Raw genomic sequence first — 15,782 nt, 5'->3', positions numbered from 1 at the left:
CCTCAGCGCAGAATCATGCGGTCTTCGACACGCCCCAGAAGAACGGCAGCGGGCCCTTGGTGACACCGGAGACGTTCTTGCGCCACGCGGTGTAGCTCAGGAAGAAGCCGGTCGGCGCGTAGACGACGTCGTCCATCGCCGCCTTGTTGAGACGGCCGATCGCGGCCTTCTCTTCGTCGAGGTTCTTGGCGTCGAACCAGGAGGTGACCTCCTTTTCCGTGCCGGCGCTGGTCGGCCAGCCGAACCAGGCCTTGTCGCCGTTGGCACGAATGGCGGTGTAGGGCGCGGGGTTGATGCAGTCCGCGCCGGCATGCCAGGTGTGGAACATGTTCCAGCCGCCCTGGCCCGGCGGCGTCTTCAGTGCGCGGCGCGCGCCGACCGTGCCCCAATCCGTCGCCACGAAGTCGACATTCATGCCGAGCTTCTTCAAGAGATCGGCGGTCACGTCGCCCATTGCCTTGGTGATCGGCTGGTCCTGCGCGACGAGACACGTCACCGGCTGACCGGAATATCCGCTCTCCGCAAGCAGCTTCTTGGCGGCATCAAGATCACGCTTGCCCTTCAGGATCTCGCCACCCATCTCGGTGTAGAGCGGCGTATCAGGCGTGAAGAAGCTGGGCAGCGGCTTCCACAGCGAATCGTCGTCGCCAACGAGCGCGCGCATGTAGTCTTCCTGGCTCATCGCCATCAGCACTGCGCGCCGCGCGCGCACGTCATTGAAGGGCGGATACAGGAAGTTCATGCGGAAGGAGCCGATATTGCCGAGGGGATCGCCGATATCGACATTGATGTTCTTGTTCTTCTTCAGCACCGGAACGAGATCGGCGATCGGGTTCTCCCACCAGTCGATCTCGCCATTCTGCAACGCCGCCGCCGCGGTCGCCGGATCCGGCATGATCACCCACTCGATGCGATCGATCAGGATCTGCTTGCCGCCCGCCAGCCAGGACGCCTTCTCCTGCCGCGGCGCATAGTCGGCGAATTTTTCGAACACCGCCTTCGCGCCCGGCACCCACTCGCCCGTCACGAATTTCATCGGGCCGGAGCCGACATAATCCGAGATCTGCTTGAACGGATCGGTTTGCGCGATGCGCTCCGGCATGATGAAGGCGCAAGGCGAATTGTTCTTGGCGAGCGCATAGAGCATCTTCGGAAAGGGTTGCTTCAAGACCCATTTGAAGGTGCGGTCGTCGACGGCCGTGAGCTCCTGCTGGATCGCCTTGAGCATCAGGCCCATGGGATCGCGCGCCGCCCAGCGATTGAGGCTCGCGACGACGTCCTTGCTCAGCACGGGCTCGCCGTCATGGAATTTCAGGCCCGAACGCAGCTTGAACGTCCAGGTCATGCCGTCGTCGGTCACTTCCTCGGACTCGACCATCTGGCGTTGCGGCGTGAGTGATGAATCGACGCCGTAGAGCGTATCCCAGACCAGGGCCGCCGCATTGCGCACGACGTATTGGGTGCCCCAGATGGGGTCGAAATTGGCGAGATTGGCCTGCGGCACGAAACGCAGGGTGCGGGCTGCCGAGCCTTGCGCGATCGCCGGGGCCGAGAGGCCACCGGTCAACGCCAGACCGCTCGCGCCGGCCAGTCCCTTCAATACGGTCCTGCGATCCATAAAGTCCTCTCCAGTCATGCCGTGATGCCGGCCATTCATTGGCCAAAGGCAGGTGAAACAGAGCTCATTGGCTTGCAAATGGTATGCCAGCAACTGCCCCTTCGCCGGCGAGAGTTTATTGGCCACGGACGGGGATCTTCATCTCGCGCCCGGCCGCGATCACAGCAGTTTTGCGCCGAAATTCTGTTCTGGGTCCATATCCGCGACGAGCCGGCCGGTCGGCTTCGCGGCAGCGCCGCCGCTGCGCGCGAGAAACTTGCCGCTGCCCGCGGACGCAAGGCACTTGTCGCCGTCGATGATCAGCCGGCCGCGCGACAGCACCGACACCGGCCAGCCCTTCAGCTTACGTCCTGCAAACGGCGTGTAGCCGGCGAGATCGTGCATCATCTCGTCGGCTATGACCGTCTCGCGATCGGGATCCCAGATCGCGATATCGGCATCGGCACCGACAGCGATCGAGCCCTTGCGCGGATGCAGATTGTAGATCCTTGCCGGCGCCGTCGCGGTCAGCTCGACGAACTTTTCGAGACCGAGCCTCCCCTTCGAGACCATCGCGTCGAACAGAAGTGGCAACCGCAGCTCGAGTCCCGGAAGGCCGTTGGCGACCTGCTTGAAGTTCGGGCTCGGGCCGGCACGCAGCTTGCCGGTCTCATCAAAGCGATATGGCGCATGGTCCGAGGAAATGGTCTGGAGATCGCCGAGCGACAGCGACTGCCACAGCGCTTCCTGATCCGCATGCGTGCGCGGCGGCGGGCTGCACATCCACTTCGCGCCTTCCGCGCCGGGCTTGTCGAGATCGTTGGCGGTGAGGAACAGATATTGCGGGCACGTTTCCGCAAACACTTTCAGCCCCTGCCCGCGCGCGTCGCGGATCACCTTGGCCCCTTCGGCGGTCGAGACATGAAAGATCATGATCGGCTGGTCGATCAGCGCCGCCATGCCGATCAGCCGGGTGAAGGCTTCCGCCTCTGACACGCGGGCGTGGCTGACGGCATGGTATTTCGGCATCGTGTAGCCGCGCGCGAGCAGGCGCTTCACCATCCAGGCAATGATGCCGTGGTTCTCCGCGTGCGCACACAGCATCGCGCCGGACTGGCGCGCGGCCAGGAGAATGTCGAGCAGTGGCTCGTCATCGACCTTGAGCCGGTCATAGGTCATGAAGATCTTGATCGAGGCATGGCCCTGCTTCACCAGTGCCGGAATGTGCTCCTCGACCGTCTCTCTGGTCGCGTCCGCGATGATCATGTGAAAGGCGTAGTCGATCACGGCGCCCTTCCTGGCGAGCGCGTGATAGTCCTCCACCACTTGCGGCAGTTTCATCCCGACGTGCTGGGCCGCGAACGGGATGACCGTGGTGGTGCCGCCAAAAGCCGCCGACACGGTCGCGCTCTCGAACGTGTCGGCATTCATGATGCCGGCCGCGGACAGCTGCTCGATATGGGCGTGGCTGTCGACGCCGCCCGGGCAGCACCAGCTTGCCACGCGCGTCGATCTCGCGCTTGGCAGGCGGAAGTCCGCGGCCGATGGCGGCGATGGTCTCGCCGGAGATGGCAATGTCGGCCTCGAACACGTCTGTCGTGGTGGCGACGCGACCGCCGCGGATGATGAGGTCGTAGGTCGGTTCTGTCATGAGGCACTCCATGATATGCCTGAGTTGAGTGATCGCCAGCTTGCGGGAAGAGCGTCGGCGTCACTTCGCCGGCGGCGGCACCGCGCCGGTGCGGCTGGTGATCAGTCCGTAATGCTCGATGCGGCGGTGCTGCGCGAAATTGAAGATCGTGGTCTTGCCGAAGACGGTCGCATCGAGATCGCAGGCATGAACCAGAAGCTCGTCCTCTTCCGTTTTGGCTTCCGCGACGATCTCGCCATTGGGATCGACGATCAGGCTGCCGCCAAACAGCGCGTGCCCGTCCTCAATGCCGGCCTTGGCGACCGCGACCACCCAGGTCGCATTCTGGTAGGCGCCCGCCTGCACCGAGAGGCGGTTGTGGAATAGGCGCTTCTCGAGCCCCTCCTCGCTTCGCTCCGCATTCACCGAAGGCGTGTTGTAGCCGATCAGCACCATCTCGACGCCCTGCAGGCCCATGACGCGATAGGTCTCGGGCCAGCGGCGATCGTTGCAGATGGCCATGCCGATGACGCCGCCGAGTTCGCGCCAGACGTTGAAGCCGAGATCGCCCGGCTCGAAATAGCGCTTCTCCAGATGCTGGTGCGAGCGATGGGATTCGAATTCCACATGGCCGGGCAAATGGACCTTGCGATATTTGCCGACGATCCTGCCGGATTTGTCGGTAAGAACAGCCGTATTGAAGTGATGGCCGTCGGGCGTCAGCTCGGCATAGCCGAAATTCATCGCGATTCTGTGCTGCGCTGCGCGCTCGAACAGCGGCCTGGTCGCCGTACCAGGCATCTCGCGTTCGAACCAGTTGTCGAACTCGGCGCGGTCCTCGACGTACCAGCGCGGGAAGAACGTCGTGAGCGCCAGTTCCGGATAGACGATGAGATCAGCGCCCTTTGCTTTTGCCTCGTCCATCAAGGCGATCATGCGCCTGACCACGTCTTCGCGGCTGTCGGCCTTTTGAATCGGGCCCATCTGGGCGGCGGCGACGGTGACGATACGCATCAGCGATGTCCTGATTTCTTGACGACTTTTCTTGGCGAGGCTGGCGATCGCAGCTTCAACGGCGGGCCGGCGCGCAGCATAACGTGGCCGCGGCGTTTTTTCAGCCAAGCAGCTTTCATGCCGTTCTGTCACATCGTCCCTCCAGCCCGGCGGTCATATTGCCCGCGAAGTGGGCACGCGAATGCGGATCACACACGCCAAAAACGTGCGGCGCACCACGGCTTTGCCCGCGCAAATCGTGTGACATCCGCTGCACTGCAATCGGAGTCCTTGACATCTTCTGTCTAATTTGCAGGCGTCAAGCGGCCGTGCGAGGCGATCGGATGCCTACCAGCTATGCACAACGGTCAGCTCGGCTCTCCCGTTCTACGCCCCATCGCCAAAATGCTTCGCAGAGTTACGACCACTGATCTTTGGATGGATCGGGATGGGCGACATAAACGGCAAATCCGAATTTCGGTAAATTGGAATATTTTGAGCGCGCGATGCGGCCTGACGCTCGCAGCGACAGGGCGCGGAACGACATCAAAATGATACAATTCGTCAACTCGCTGCGACGGCGGAACTCTAGTACTCGCTCCCGGTTGATGATCTAAGCACCCCCCTCCCCCGCGACCGCGCGAGTCCCTCCCCGGAGTTTTCATCGATGACCTCAGCCGACCGGCCGGCGACGCGGCTCGCCACGCGCCTCTCGTTCCTGGTCGCCGGATTTGGGCTTGCGTGCTGGGCGCCGCTGGTTCCGTTCGCGAAGGAGCGGCTAGCGGTCGGCGACGCCGTCCTCGGCCTGCTGTTGCTCAGCCTCGGCATCGGTTCAGTGGTCGCGATGCTCGCAACCGGCATCTTGAGCGCTCGTTACGGCACCAAGCCGATCATCATCGCGGGCGGGGTCGGCCTTGCGCTGATCCTGCCGCTGCTGGTCGTCGCCGGCACGTCCGTGGCATTGGCGCTGACGCTGCTCGCATTCGGAGCTGCGCTCGGCTCGATCGATGTCGCCATGAACATCCACGCCGTCGAGGTCGAACGCGCGGCGGGACAACCGTTGATGTCGGGCTTTCATGCGCTCTTCAGCATTGGCGGGTTCGCTGGCGCCGCGGTGATGACGGCGCTGCTGTCGCTTCATCTGGGGCCGCTCGGAAGCGCCCTGATCTGCTCCGTGCTGATGCTGATCGCGATGGCGCTTGCCGCACCGCGCCTGCTGCGAAGGGCACAGGCGCAGGAGGGACCGCTGTTCGTGCTGCCGCACGGCATCGTGCTGCTGCTGGCGCTGCTGGCGGCCGTCACCTTCCTGATCGAAGGCGCGATGCTCGACTGGGGCGCGCTCCTCGTCATCGGCGCAGGCCTCGTCAGCGAGGCACGCGGCGGGATCGGCTACATCGTGTTCTCGATCGCGATGACCACGGGCCGGCTTGGCGGCGATGCCGTCGTTGCACGGATCGGCGATCGGGCAACACTGATCGGGGGCAGCCTGCTTGCGATCGGAGGGTTTGCTGTGCTGCTGCTCGCGCCCAGCGCGGCCATTGCCATCGCCGGCTTCCTGCTGATCGGCCTCGGCGCGTCCAACCTCGTGCCGGTGCTGTTCCGCGGCGCCGCGAAGCAGACTGCCATGCCCACCGGGCTTGCGGTGGCATCGATCACCACCGCCGGCTATGCCGGTGTTCTGGTTGGCCCCGCCGGCGTCGGGTTCGTCGCCCATGCCGTCGGATTGCCGGCGGCATTCTGGATGCTCGCCGCGCTGATGTGCGTCGTCACGCTGTCGGCGCGCGCCGTGACCAGAAAAATATAAAGGCGCGCCACGGCCAGCCGTGACGCGCCTTGCGGGGAACGTGATGCCGGGCGCTACGCGCTCGCCTGGGTCACGAACTTGGTGTTGAGATAGCCCTCGATCGCCTCGAGGCCGCCTTCGGAGCCGTAGCCGGAATCCTTGATGCCGCCGAACGGCACTTCCGGCAGGGCGAGACCGTGATGGTTGATCGAAACCATGCCGCTCTCGACGTCGGCGCCGATCGCCTGCATCGTCTTGGTCGAGGTGGTGTAGGCATAGGCCGCAAGGCCGTAAGGCAGACGATTGGCTTCGGCCACGACTTCATCATAGCTGCGGAAGGAGGTAATCGGAGCAAGAGGTCCGAACGGCTCCTCGTTCATGATGCGCGCATCGCGCGGCACGTCGGTGATGACGGTGGGCTCGAAGAAGAAGCCTTCGTTGCCGATACGCTTGCCGCCGGCCTGAATCTTGGCGCCGCGCTGCACCGCGTCGGAGACCAGACCTTCCATGGCGTCGACACGGCGCGGATTGGCGAGCGGGCCCATGCGGGTGTCCTTGTCCAGGCCATTGCCGACCTTGAGGCTCTTGGCGGCCGCGACGAACTTGTCGACGAACGGCTGATAGACGCTTTCATGCACCAGGAAACGCGTCGGCGAGACGCAGACCTGGCCGGCGTTGCGGAACTTGTTGGCCGAGAGAATCTTCGCGGCGTTGTCGAGATCGGCGTCCGCGAACACGATCGCCGGCGCATGGCCGCCGAGCTCCATGGTGACGCGCTTCATGTGCAGGCCGGCGAGCGCGGCCAGATGCTTGCCGACTGCCGTCGAGCCGGTGAAGCTGATCTTGCGGATGATCGGATGCGGGATGAGATATTCCGACACTTCCGACGGCACGCCGAACACCAGTTGAACCACGCCGGGCGGAATGCCGGCATCGGCATACGCGCGCACCAGTTCCATGCAGCTCGCCGGCGTCTCTTCCGGGCCCTTGACGATGATCGAGCAGCCGGCGGCGAGCGCGGCCGAGATCTTGCGCACCGCCTGGTTGATCGGGAAATTCCAGGGCGTGAATGCCGCGACCGGGCCGACCGGCTCCTTGGTCACGAGCTGGGAGACGTTGCCGAGCCGCGGCGGCACGATGCGGCCATAGGCGCGGCGGGCTTCTTCCGAGAACCAGTCGATGAGGTCGCCGGCCAGCATGGTCTCGCCCTGCGCTTCCACCACAGGCTTGCCCTGCTCCATGGTCATGACAGGCGCGATCTCGGCCGCGCGCGAGCGGATGATGTCGGCGGCCTTTCGCATCAGCTTGTAGCGGTCGAACGGCGAGGTCTTGCGCCAGACCTCGAAGCCGGCCTTGGCTGCCTCCAGCGCGCGGTCGAGGTCCGCCTTCGAGGCATGCGGGGTCTTGCCGATTGGCTGGCCGGTGGCGGGATTGAGGATGTCCTCCGACTTGCCGGAGCTGCCGTCGGTCCACTCGCCGGCGATGAACATCTGAACTTTCGGGTACATCCTTGTTGTCTCCTGCATGATTTTCGGCGTCGACGGGCGCGCGCCCGCGCCCAAGAAGTGGGCGCACAGCTACACTGAAAGGCAGCCCTCGGAAAGGGATCAATGCTGCCGCAGCCGCGCGCGGAAGGTATGCGCAGGCGACGACACGGCGTCGCCGCTTGCATCATCGTCCCGTCACACCAGGCTGGATTTGCCGCGGCTCAGCACCTCGCCGGCGCCCTTGTCGCCGACGATCCTGCCTTGCTCGTACACCACCCGTCCCCGCGCTATGGTCTTGACAGGCCAGCCGGTGACATCAAAACCTTCCCAGGGTGTATAGTCCGAGCCGTGATGCAGATCGGCCTGCCGGATCGGCTTTCTCAGCTTTGGGTCCCACAGCACGATATCCGCATCGAAGCTGATGCCGATCGAGCCCTTGCGCGGATAGAGGCCGTAGATCCGGGCATGATTGGTCGCGGTCAGTTCGACGAACTTCTGCAGGCTGATGCGCCCCTTCGAGACGCCCTCGGAGAACAGGATGGGCAGCCGCGTCTCCACGCCAGGAATGCCATTCGGCACCCAGCGGAACGAGGTCCGGGCGTTCGGTGTCAGCTTGCCCTTGGGATCGTCGTACCGAAACGGGCAATGATCGGACGAAAAGGTCTGGAACACGCCCGAGGTGATGCCTTCCCAGATCGCCTGCTGGCTTTCGACGTCGCGCGGCGGCGGCGAGCAGACATATTTGGCGCCCGTGATGTCCATGTTGAGGCCCTTCATGTCATCGGCTGTCAGCGTGATGTATTGCGGACACGTCTCAGCATGAACAGGCAGGCCACGTTGCTGCGCCCACCGGATCTGCTCCATCGCCTCGCGACCGGAGACGTGGACGATCATGATGGGAACGCCGATCACCTCGGCATGACTGATGGCGCGATGCGTCGCCTCACGCTCGACGGCCTGCGGCCGCGACGTGCCATGATAATAGGGCGCGATATGGCCTTCGCGTTCGAGCTTGCTGGTAAGGAAGCGGATGGCGTCATAGCCCTCGCAATGGACCATGACCAGCGCCTCCTCGCGGCGCGCGACCTCGAACACCTCGAGCAACTGCTTGTCATTGAGCACGAGGTCGTCATAGGTCATGAACACTTTGAACGAGGTGTAGCCGTCCTTGACCAGCGCCGGCAGCTCCTGCCCGAGCACGATTGCGGTCGGATCGGAGATGATGAGATGGAACGCCGTGTCGACGTAGCATTCACCCTCGGCAAGCTTGCGATAGTTCTCGACGCAGGTGCGGAGCGACGTTCCCTTCTCCTGAAGCGCGAAGGGCAGCACCATGGTGTTGCCGCCGGCGGCCGCCGCGCGCGTCGCCGAGGCAAAATCGTCGGCCATCACGACGTCGGGACCCTGAGCCTGTGAGATGTGAACGTGGCTGTCGATGCCGCCAGGCAGCGCCAGCAGCCCGGTCGCGTCGATCTCGCGCGCCGCGCCCGCGATGCTGTCAGCGATGCTGACGATGCGGCCATCGCGAATGCCAATATCGGCGCGAAACTCGTCGCTGGCCGTCACGATGGTGCCGCCGCGGATGGCGAGATCGAGCTGCGTCACGAACATCTCCGTCACTTGATCATTGGATTTGTCTGGAATATCCGTCCCCACGACGCAAGCGCCGTGATCTCGGCGCCCGCAAGAGCGAGCGTTCGCCACAGCGTCACCGCAACGGAGTCGAGCACGGCAATATCGAGCTCGCGTTCGAGCGACCCGGCAAGCGCCGCAGCCTCGAGATTGGTGCAGAGGATGACGACAGCGTCGGCTCCCTCCGCCGCGACCGCCCGGATCATGTCGGCGATCGTCGTTGGCGCGACCTCGCCAAAGGAGAAATTGTCGCGCAGGCCGAGGTGCCGTTCCGCCTGCGCAGGAATCCCCGCCTCGGCCCAGACATCGCCGATACGCCGCTGCACGTCGTCGGTATAGGGCGAGACAAGGCCGACGCGCCTGGCGCCAAGCGCGCGGGCGGCATCTATGCAGGCGAGCGTCGATGTCGTCGCCGGCACGCCGGTGCGCGACGTGATCACATCGCACAGGCTCTCGTCCCTGCTGATGCCGAGCCAACTCGCGGAGGTGCCGTTCCAGGCGATGGCGTCGACCTTCGCATCAGCCAGCAAATCCGCCGCCGGCAACATGACCGAAGCGTCGAACTGGCTCAGCGCTGAAGCCTCGAGCGCGATCTCGGTGACGCGAAAACGCGAGAAATGCGCGGTGACGTCGACCATGCCATGCAGCATGGCGCTCGTGACCGGCTCCAGCACCGAGTTGGAGGATGGCGTGATCATGCCGAGGCGCTTGCGCTGGATTGACATGGATCACGAACGCTCCACTGCGAGGACGCACAAAGGCGCCTTTCGAAGGATCATCTTCGCCTGCCCGCACCGGCGCAACCCGCAATCTGCAGATTGCTTGCAATTTGTTCGAGGGACGTTTCAGGCCGCGAAGGTCGCCCGCAAACACCGCCAGCCGATCACGATGCCGGTGACGGAGAACACGAGGCCCAGCGCGCAAATTCCGACGATCAGGCCATCGCGCAGGCGCGGATGCGCCATCAGGATCGGGAAATCGAGCGTGTGCAGCGCGCTATAGGCCCAGCGATATGCCCGCCGCGAGGCATCGAGCCGCTGCACGATGCTGCCGTCGGCGCCGTCGATGTCGAACCAGAGGTCGCTGCATCTGACACGATAGACGGGCGCGCCGGGAACGATGGACCGGGCGGGATAGGCGTCGTTGTCGGCAAGAACCGATGCCGCGCCGCAACCCGGGGCCAGGCGCCTCGTCAAGCCGATGACCTCCTGCCCGTCCAGGAACGACGTCACGCGATCGCGGGCCGGCTCGCCGGCCTTGATCAAGGTCTGGCGGCGAAGGTCAGTGCGGTCACGCCGAAAGACATGCGCATCGAAAGCGAACCATTCGACTTCACGGGCTGACGTCGATCGCCGCTGCCGATCGAGAGGCGGAGCCGCGTGCCAGTCCGGGACAGCATTCGTCACGCTTGCCTCAGCCGTAGTCAATTGCCCGCGGGAGAACAGCCGGCCATGATCCATCGAGAGCCAGCCGCTGAAGATCCAGGTCAGCACGAAAACCGTCGACACCAGACCGATGACGTGATGCAGGGCGTGCCAGCCGCGATAAGGCGACGACACCTTGCGTCCGCGAATCCTGAGCCTGACAATTCCGAGCACCGCTCCGAGTACCGCCACGATCAAGGCCACCAGCGACAAATTCGAGACGACCTGGTCCCAGAGCCACCAGTTGCTTCTGAGAACCGTCGGATAGATCCAGTGCAGCACGCTGCCGACCCAATTCCATCCGCGCTCCCAGCGGGTCGTATCCAGCACGACCTCGCCAGTGCGCGATGAAACATAGATCTCAGTCCCCGCCGCATCGTGAAGAGCGATGCGGTACAGCGGCCGATGGCGATCGAACCCGTTAGGGACGCTCCATTGATCGTAATCCGCGCACGCAATCAGCGTGGCGTGCGTGGGATCGAGTCCGCGTCGGCGGGCATGGTCTTGCGCAATGCCGAGCGCCGCATCGGAAACGTCCACCGATGCGTCGGCGCCGTCGGATGCATGGATGGCGCCCACACGCGACGGTCCCGACACGACATAGACAGGCCCGTCCCCACGCTGGATCAGACGCACGCGCGTGACATCAGTGATTCCGCTCGCCGCCACCGCCTTAGAAACCGGAATGATCGACGCTCCCCCCTCCACCGGCGCGAGCCCGGCAAAGCGTTCCGCCTCCGTCAGCGACGGAAACGGAACGAAGTGCATGACGATTCCGGTCGCGAACCACATCGCGAACAAGAGACAGAACGCGATCCCGAGCCAGCGGTGCGTGAGGACGATCGCGCCCATCATGTCGTCATCGCCCTACCATTTGAACGCGGCGGAAATCTCGTAGGTCCGCGGCGCGCCCAAGAGGATCTGATCGGGATAGAACGGGTCGCCCCAGATCGCGTAGCGCTTGTCGGTGAAGTTGCGCACCCGGAACGTCACGCGCGCCTGGTCGACCGCGTTGAACACCGTTTTGGGGATATCGACGAAGGTATAAACGTCGCCAACGGTGTAAGCATTCATCGTCACCGTGTTGGCATCGGTGTTGGTGCGGTCGCCGACATGGCGGCCGGTGATACCGACCTCCACCGGCCATGGCGTGAAGAAACGCCAGGACGCGCCGGCATTGGCGACAATGCGCGGCACGTTCGGCGGCGTATTGCCCGAGAACGAGCCGCCGGCGAAATCATAATCAGCGTAGCGCGCATCGACATAGGCGATGTTGCCCCAGAGCCGCAAAGGCTCGATCGGACGGATCGAGCCGGCGAGCTCGACGCCCTTGGACTCCTGTCGTCCCGCAATGTTGAGGGTCTGGCCGCCGGCAGCCGCATAGACGTTCTTGCGCAGGATGTCGTAGGCCGAGAACGACCACTCCGCCCGGTTGTCCCACAAGACGTGCTTGACGCCTGTCTCGTAGGTGCGTGCGGTCGTCAGGTCCAGGTTCTGTGTGGGGCCAAGCAGGAAGATGTTGTTGGCCGAGATGTCGGCGCCGGTGGCGTATTGGCTGAAGAAGGTCAAACCCGGAACGGCTTCCCAGGTGTAGCCGATGCGCCCCGTCACCGGCGCCCATGACTTCGCGAACGGGAATCCTGCGTTCTCAAGGCCGGCGACGTCGGTCGAGTTGCGGTCAAGCCCGATATGCTCGACGCGCAGGCCGCCGATCAGCGCAAACGTCCGCGTCAGCTTCAGCCGATCCTCGAACGACAGCGCCTCGTTGTCGATCCGCGCGGTCTGCTGCTTGGTCGTGAGCAGCCCGTAGAAGCCGCGGTCGGGGTTGACGAGATCGACGGAATCGCCCGGAAAATTGGCGGCGCCTGGCCTGACGAAATCGAGATAGCTCGACGAAAGTGTCGTGACCAGGCGATTGTCAAAGCCGGCGATGTTCGCATCCCAAGTCAGGTCGGTGATGTTGCCGACCAGGCGCTGGCTATGCGCCACATAGAAGCGGCTGCGGTCTATGGTGTTCGTCGCCATATTGAACGCCTCCACCTCGTTATTGAGCCACGATCGCTCTGCGCCGTAAGCATAGGCCTGGCTCTTCAGCGTCAAGTCCGGCGCCAGCTTCAACTCAAAACCGCCTCTTAGCCAGACTTCCTGCGCGACGTTCCTGTTATCGAGGACGTTGTAGTTGGTGTTGAAGGTGCGGTTATCGATCGTAACGGGCCCGAGGTTGGCTCCGTTGAAGTTCGACACATATGTGCCTGAAACGATCCCGGCCGTCGCATGCGAGCCGCTGAAAGCGACCGGCACGAGCGGCGCGCCCCAATAGGCCTTGCCGCGATCCTCGCGATATTCGATCGCCCCCCAGACCTTGAGGCTGTCGGAGACGCGATAATTGAGCTGACCGGACACGTCGAGCGTCCTGGTGTTGGTGTCGTCGGCAAAGCCGTTGAGCGCGGAACGACTGATGTCGAAGCGGTAGTCCAGCCCCTGCACGTTGGTGCTGCCGCCCGAGCCGTAATGGGCGCGGAACGAGTTCAGCGAGTCATACGAGAAGTCCGCTTCGTTCCGGATGGCACCTGTATGCGGCTGCTTGGTCACGAAGTTGATCGCGCCGCCGGCGGCGCCCTCACCCGAGATCAGCGAAGCCGGGCCTTTCAAAAATTCGACGGCTTCGAGATTGGCGGTATCCATGACCCGCGAGGTCATGTTCTGCGGCCCGATCTTGATGCCGTTGTAGAGCGTGTTGATCTGGCTGTTGGTGAAGCCGCGCATCGAGAAGGCCGAGGGCTCGGCGGGATTATCGCCGGCGGTGACGCCGACCGCGCCCTGCGCGACATCGGAGACGGTGCGGTAGCCCTGCTCGCGCATGGTCTCGGCCGAGATCACCTCGACAGTTGCGGGTGTCTGCCGCACCGTCAGGCCGAGGCGCGAGGCGCTCTCGGCGACGGCGTTGCTGTTAAGCGGCGTCGGCGCCGCAGTGGCCGGCACGACCGGCTTCGACACGGCCGCGGCTGCAGCTTGCCTGCGCGCAGCTGTGCGGCGCGCGCTTGCCGCGTCCCGCCCGGTCGGCTTGGCCTGCTTGCGGGATTGCGGCGGCGACACCTCCACGGCCGGCAGGGGCTCGCGGGCCTGCTGCGCCAGGGCAACAGGCATGTCGATCGCAGCAAGAGATGTCAAAGCGGCGGACGCCAGCAGAAAGCGGCGCAGTCGTACGATACGGATGGAAGACACGGTCTTTGGACCTCGGTGTGACGTCAGTGGCACGTCACCGCGAACCAAGGTCCCATCATCAGGCTACGAGCCCTCCGATGAAGCCGAATGTCTGTACTCCCCGACCGACATCTTCGCGTGTGACCACGGCTGACGGCAGGTCTCCTGGCTCGCGGGTCGTGACCGCTTCGTCGCCTTCCCGGGACCGAGGACCCAGTGGCTTGTGACGAAGGATTCACCGCTTACAGTTGCGGGGGCAGCTACGGCATTGGGGACAATGTCCCCGCACCGCATTCCCTTTTCATCCCCTTTCGGGGAAACCGTCACCGCCATCTAGGATTTCGGCGAAGACAGAGTCAATGTGCCAGATGCGGCGATATTGCCGCACTGGCCAACTTTCCCGGGAGATTCTGCATGGAAGGCGCGACCTTCCTCTGGATGATACGGCATGCCCCCGTCGCCGGCGTCGCGGGGACCATCCATGCCGATAGCGCGCCCGCCGATCTCGGCGATCGCGCGCGGCTGGAGGCGCTGCGCCAGCGCCTGCCGCACGATGCGGCGAGCTATGCCAGTCCGGCGCGACGCACGGTCGAGACGGCGCACGCGCTGGGGCTCGCGCCCGAACTGATGGCTGAATTCAGCGAGCAGGATTTTGGTGACTGGACCGGCCGGCGGCATGACGACCTCGCCAGCAGCGGTGGCGAGGCCTATGCGCAGTTCTGGCGCGATCCGGCGCGCGGACGGCCGCCTGGAGGCGAGAGCTTTGAGGATCAGATCGCGCGCGTCCGGCTGGGTCTCGCACGGATCGGCCCCGGCTCGGCAACCCTCGTCGTGCATTCCGGCACGATTCGAGCCGCACTCTGCATCGCCCTCGACCTGACGCCGGAAGGCGCCTTGCGCTTCGTCATCGATCCGCTGTCACTGACCCGGATCGATCGGCTGGCGACCGGCTGGCGTGTCGCATCGGTCAATCAGCGGATCAGTTAGGCCTGTCAGGCACGTTGGCCTGCGCGAATGTCGCCATGTCATTGTGGAGCGCGCAGGCGAAGCGCACCAGCGGCAGCGCGATCGCAGCTCCCGATCCTTCGCCGAGCCTGAGATCGAGGCTGATCAAGGGCTGCACGTTCAATGCGCGCAGCACCAGCCGATGCCCCTGCTCCGCCGATTGATGCGACGGCAGCAGGAACGGCTGGCACGATGGATTGAGACGCACCGCCGCGAGCGCCGCCACCGAGACGATGAAACCGTCGATCAGCACCGGAATGCGGGCCTGCGCGGCCGCGATGATTGCGCCCGATATCGCGGCGATCTCGAGACCGCCGACGGCACACAGGATGTCTTCGGGCGAGCCGCCCGCCATGCCATGGCGCGCGATCGCGGCCTCGATCACGCGCACCTTGTGGGCGCGGCCCGCCGCATCGACGCCGGTGCCATGGCCCGCGATCTCCTCGGCGCTGATGCCGAGCAGGCTCGCAGCGATCGCCGCCGAGGTCGTGGTGTTGCCGATGCCCATTTCGCCGAAGATCAGCAGGTCAGGCTGATTGGCGTTCGCCCGCGCGACGGCGCGCTGGCCGGCCTCGAACGCAAACGCCAACTCCGCCGGTGTGAGCGCCGGCACAATCCTGAAATCGCGCGTGCCGTGGCGCGGCTTGTCCGTGACGATGCCTGGCATCGCCACTTCCGCCAGTGTGCCGGCGTCGACAACCTCGAGGGTCGAACCGAGCTCACGCGCCAGCACCGAAATCGCGGCACCTCCAGAGGCAAAATTCGCCATCATCGCGATGGTGACGGCTTGCGGATAGGCCGACACGCCCTGCGCGACGACGCCGTGATCGCCGGCGAAAATAATGATCGGCACGTGCGCCGCGCGGGGGCGTTCGGTTGCCTGCAGGCCGGCAAGCTCGATCGCGAGCTGCTCGAGCCGGCCGAGCGCGCCGGTCGGCTTTGTCAGTTGCGCCTGCCGCGCGATTGCTGCCGCGCGATGAACGGCGGAGATCTCGGGGCATTTCTGGGTGACCCATCCGGGGAGCAT

At 64.6% G+C, this 15,782-nt stretch carries 10 protein-coding genes, 1 pseudogene and 1 riboswitch; of the genes and pseudogenes, 2 read left to right on the top strand and 9 right to left on the bottom strand.

Going from position 1 to position 15,782, the window contains the following annotated elements:
- Positions 1–13: 13 nt before the first annotated feature.
- The 3 genes and pseudogenes from Q0687_RS34815 to Q0687_RS34805 all read right to left on the bottom strand — a co-directional run bounded on the left by Q0687_RS34815 (position 14) and on the right by Q0687_RS34805 (position 4,241).
- Entirely contained in the window at positions 14–1,618 is a 1,605-nt protein-coding gene (locus Q0687_RS34815) for an ABC transporter substrate-binding protein (protein WP_298887298.1), read from the bottom strand.
- Positions 1,619–1,777: 159 nt separating this feature from the next.
- A pseudogene (gene hydA / locus Q0687_RS34810) lies at positions 1,778–3,248 on the bottom strand (dihydropyrimidinase).
- Between the two features lie 60 nt (positions 3,249–3,308).
- A complete protein-coding gene (locus Q0687_RS34805) occupies positions 3,309–4,241 on the bottom strand; it encodes an N-carbamoyl-D-amino-acid hydrolase (RefSeq protein ID WP_298887295.1) in 933 nt (310 codons plus the stop codon).
- A 646-nt stretch (positions 4,242–4,887) separates the two neighbouring features.
- On the opposite strand from Q0687_RS34805, the gene Q0687_RS34800 reads away from it, so the two are divergent.
- Complete coding sequence (locus Q0687_RS34800; protein ID WP_298887292.1) at positions 4,888–6,024, top strand: MFS transporter; 1,137 nt, start codon at positions 4,888–4,890, stop codon at positions 6,022–6,024.
- A 53-nt stretch (positions 6,025–6,077) separates the two neighbouring features.
- Here the strand turns inward: Q0687_RS34800 and Q0687_RS34795 are convergent, their stop codons facing one another.
- From Q0687_RS34795 to Q0687_RS34775, 5 genes are all read right to left on the bottom strand, one after another.
- Complete coding sequence (locus Q0687_RS34795) at positions 6,078–7,511, bottom strand: NAD-dependent succinate-semialdehyde dehydrogenase (protein ID WP_298887289.1); 1,434 nt, start codon at positions 7,509–7,511, stop codon at positions 6,078–6,080.
- Between the two features lie 174 nt (positions 7,512–7,685).
- Positions 7,686–9,095: a dihydropyrimidinase gene (gene hydA, locus Q0687_RS34790; RefSeq protein WP_298887287.1), complete on the bottom strand. Its 1,410-nt coding sequence runs from the start codon at positions 9,093–9,095 to the stop codon at positions 7,686–7,688.
- Between the two features lie 11 nt (positions 9,096–9,106).
- Positions 9,107–9,847 carry an aspartate/glutamate racemase family protein gene (locus tag Q0687_RS34785; protein WP_298887284.1) on the bottom strand — a complete coding sequence of 247 codons (741 nt, stop codon included), beginning with the start codon at positions 9,845–9,847 and terminating at the stop codon, positions 9,107–9,109.
- A 120-nt stretch (positions 9,848–9,967) separates the two neighbouring features.
- Positions 9,968–11,401 (bottom strand): PepSY domain-containing protein, encoded by a 1,434-nt coding sequence (locus Q0687_RS34780; RefSeq protein ID WP_298887281.1) that lies wholly within the window; start codon positions 11,399–11,401, stop codon positions 9,968–9,970.
- Positions 11,402–11,413: 12 nt separating this feature from the next.
- Positions 11,414–13,771 carry a TonB-dependent receptor gene (locus Q0687_RS34775; RefSeq protein WP_298887278.1) on the bottom strand — a complete coding sequence of 786 codons (2,358 nt, stop codon included), beginning with the start codon at positions 13,769–13,771 and terminating at the stop codon, positions 11,414–11,416.
- 116 nt (positions 13,772–13,887) lie between these two features.
- Positions 13,888–14,090, bottom strand: a riboswitch (cobalamin riboswitch).
- Between the two features lie 74 nt (positions 14,091–14,164).
- On the opposite strand from Q0687_RS34775, the gene Q0687_RS34770 reads away from it, so the two are divergent.
- On the top strand, positions 14,165–14,737 hold the full coding sequence (locus Q0687_RS34770; RefSeq protein ID WP_298887275.1) for a histidine phosphatase family protein: 573 nt from the start codon (positions 14,165–14,167) through the stop codon (positions 14,735–14,737).
- Here the strand turns inward: Q0687_RS34770 and cobT are convergent.
- Complete coding sequence (gene cobT / locus Q0687_RS34765; protein ID WP_298887272.1) at positions 14,730–15,782, bottom strand: nicotinate-nucleotide--dimethylbenzimidazole phosphoribosyltransferase; 1,053 nt, start codon at positions 15,780–15,782, stop codon at positions 14,730–14,732. The two genes, Q0687_RS34770 and cobT, sit on opposite strands and share 8 nt — an antisense overlap.

It is taken from the genome of uncultured Bradyrhizobium sp. (genome assembly GCF_936928535.1).
GTDB lineage: Bacteria > Pseudomonadota > Alphaproteobacteria > Rhizobiales > Xanthobacteraceae > Bradyrhizobium.
This window is presented reverse-complemented; position numbering and strand designations above follow the sequence as displayed.

Bases quoted from the DNA above. Each gene is read 5' to 3' on its own strand.
- Q0687_RS34805 (WP_298887295.1), bottom strand. From the start codon at position 4,241: ATGCGTATCGTCACCGTCGCCGCCGCCCAGATGGGCCCGATTCAAAAG.
- Q0687_RS34785 (WP_298887284.1), bottom strand. From the start codon at position 9,847: ATGTCAATCCAGCGCAAGCGCCTCGGCATGATCACGCCATCCTCCAAC.
- Q0687_RS34800 (WP_298887292.1), top strand. From the start codon at position 4,888: ATGACCTCAGCCGACCGGCCGGCGACGCGGCTCGCCACGCGCCTCTCG.
- Q0687_RS34815 (WP_298887298.1), bottom strand. From the start codon at position 1,618: ATGGATCGCAGGACCGTATTGAAGGGACTGGCCGGCGCGAGCGGTCTG.
- Q0687_RS34780 (WP_298887281.1), bottom strand. From the start codon at position 11,401: ATGATGGGCGCGATCGTCCTCACGCACCGCTGGCTCGGGATCGCGTTC.
- Q0687_RS34770 (WP_298887275.1), top strand. From the start codon at position 14,165: ATGGAAGGCGCGACCTTCCTCTGGATGATACGGCATGCCCCCGTCGCC.
- cobT (WP_298887272.1), bottom strand. From the start codon at position 15,782: ATGCTCCCCGGATGGGTCACCCAGAAATGCCCCGAGATCTCCGCCGTT.
- Q0687_RS34795 (WP_298887289.1), bottom strand. From the start codon at position 7,511: ATGTACCCGAAAGTTCAGATGTTCATCGCCGGCGAGTGGACCGACGGC.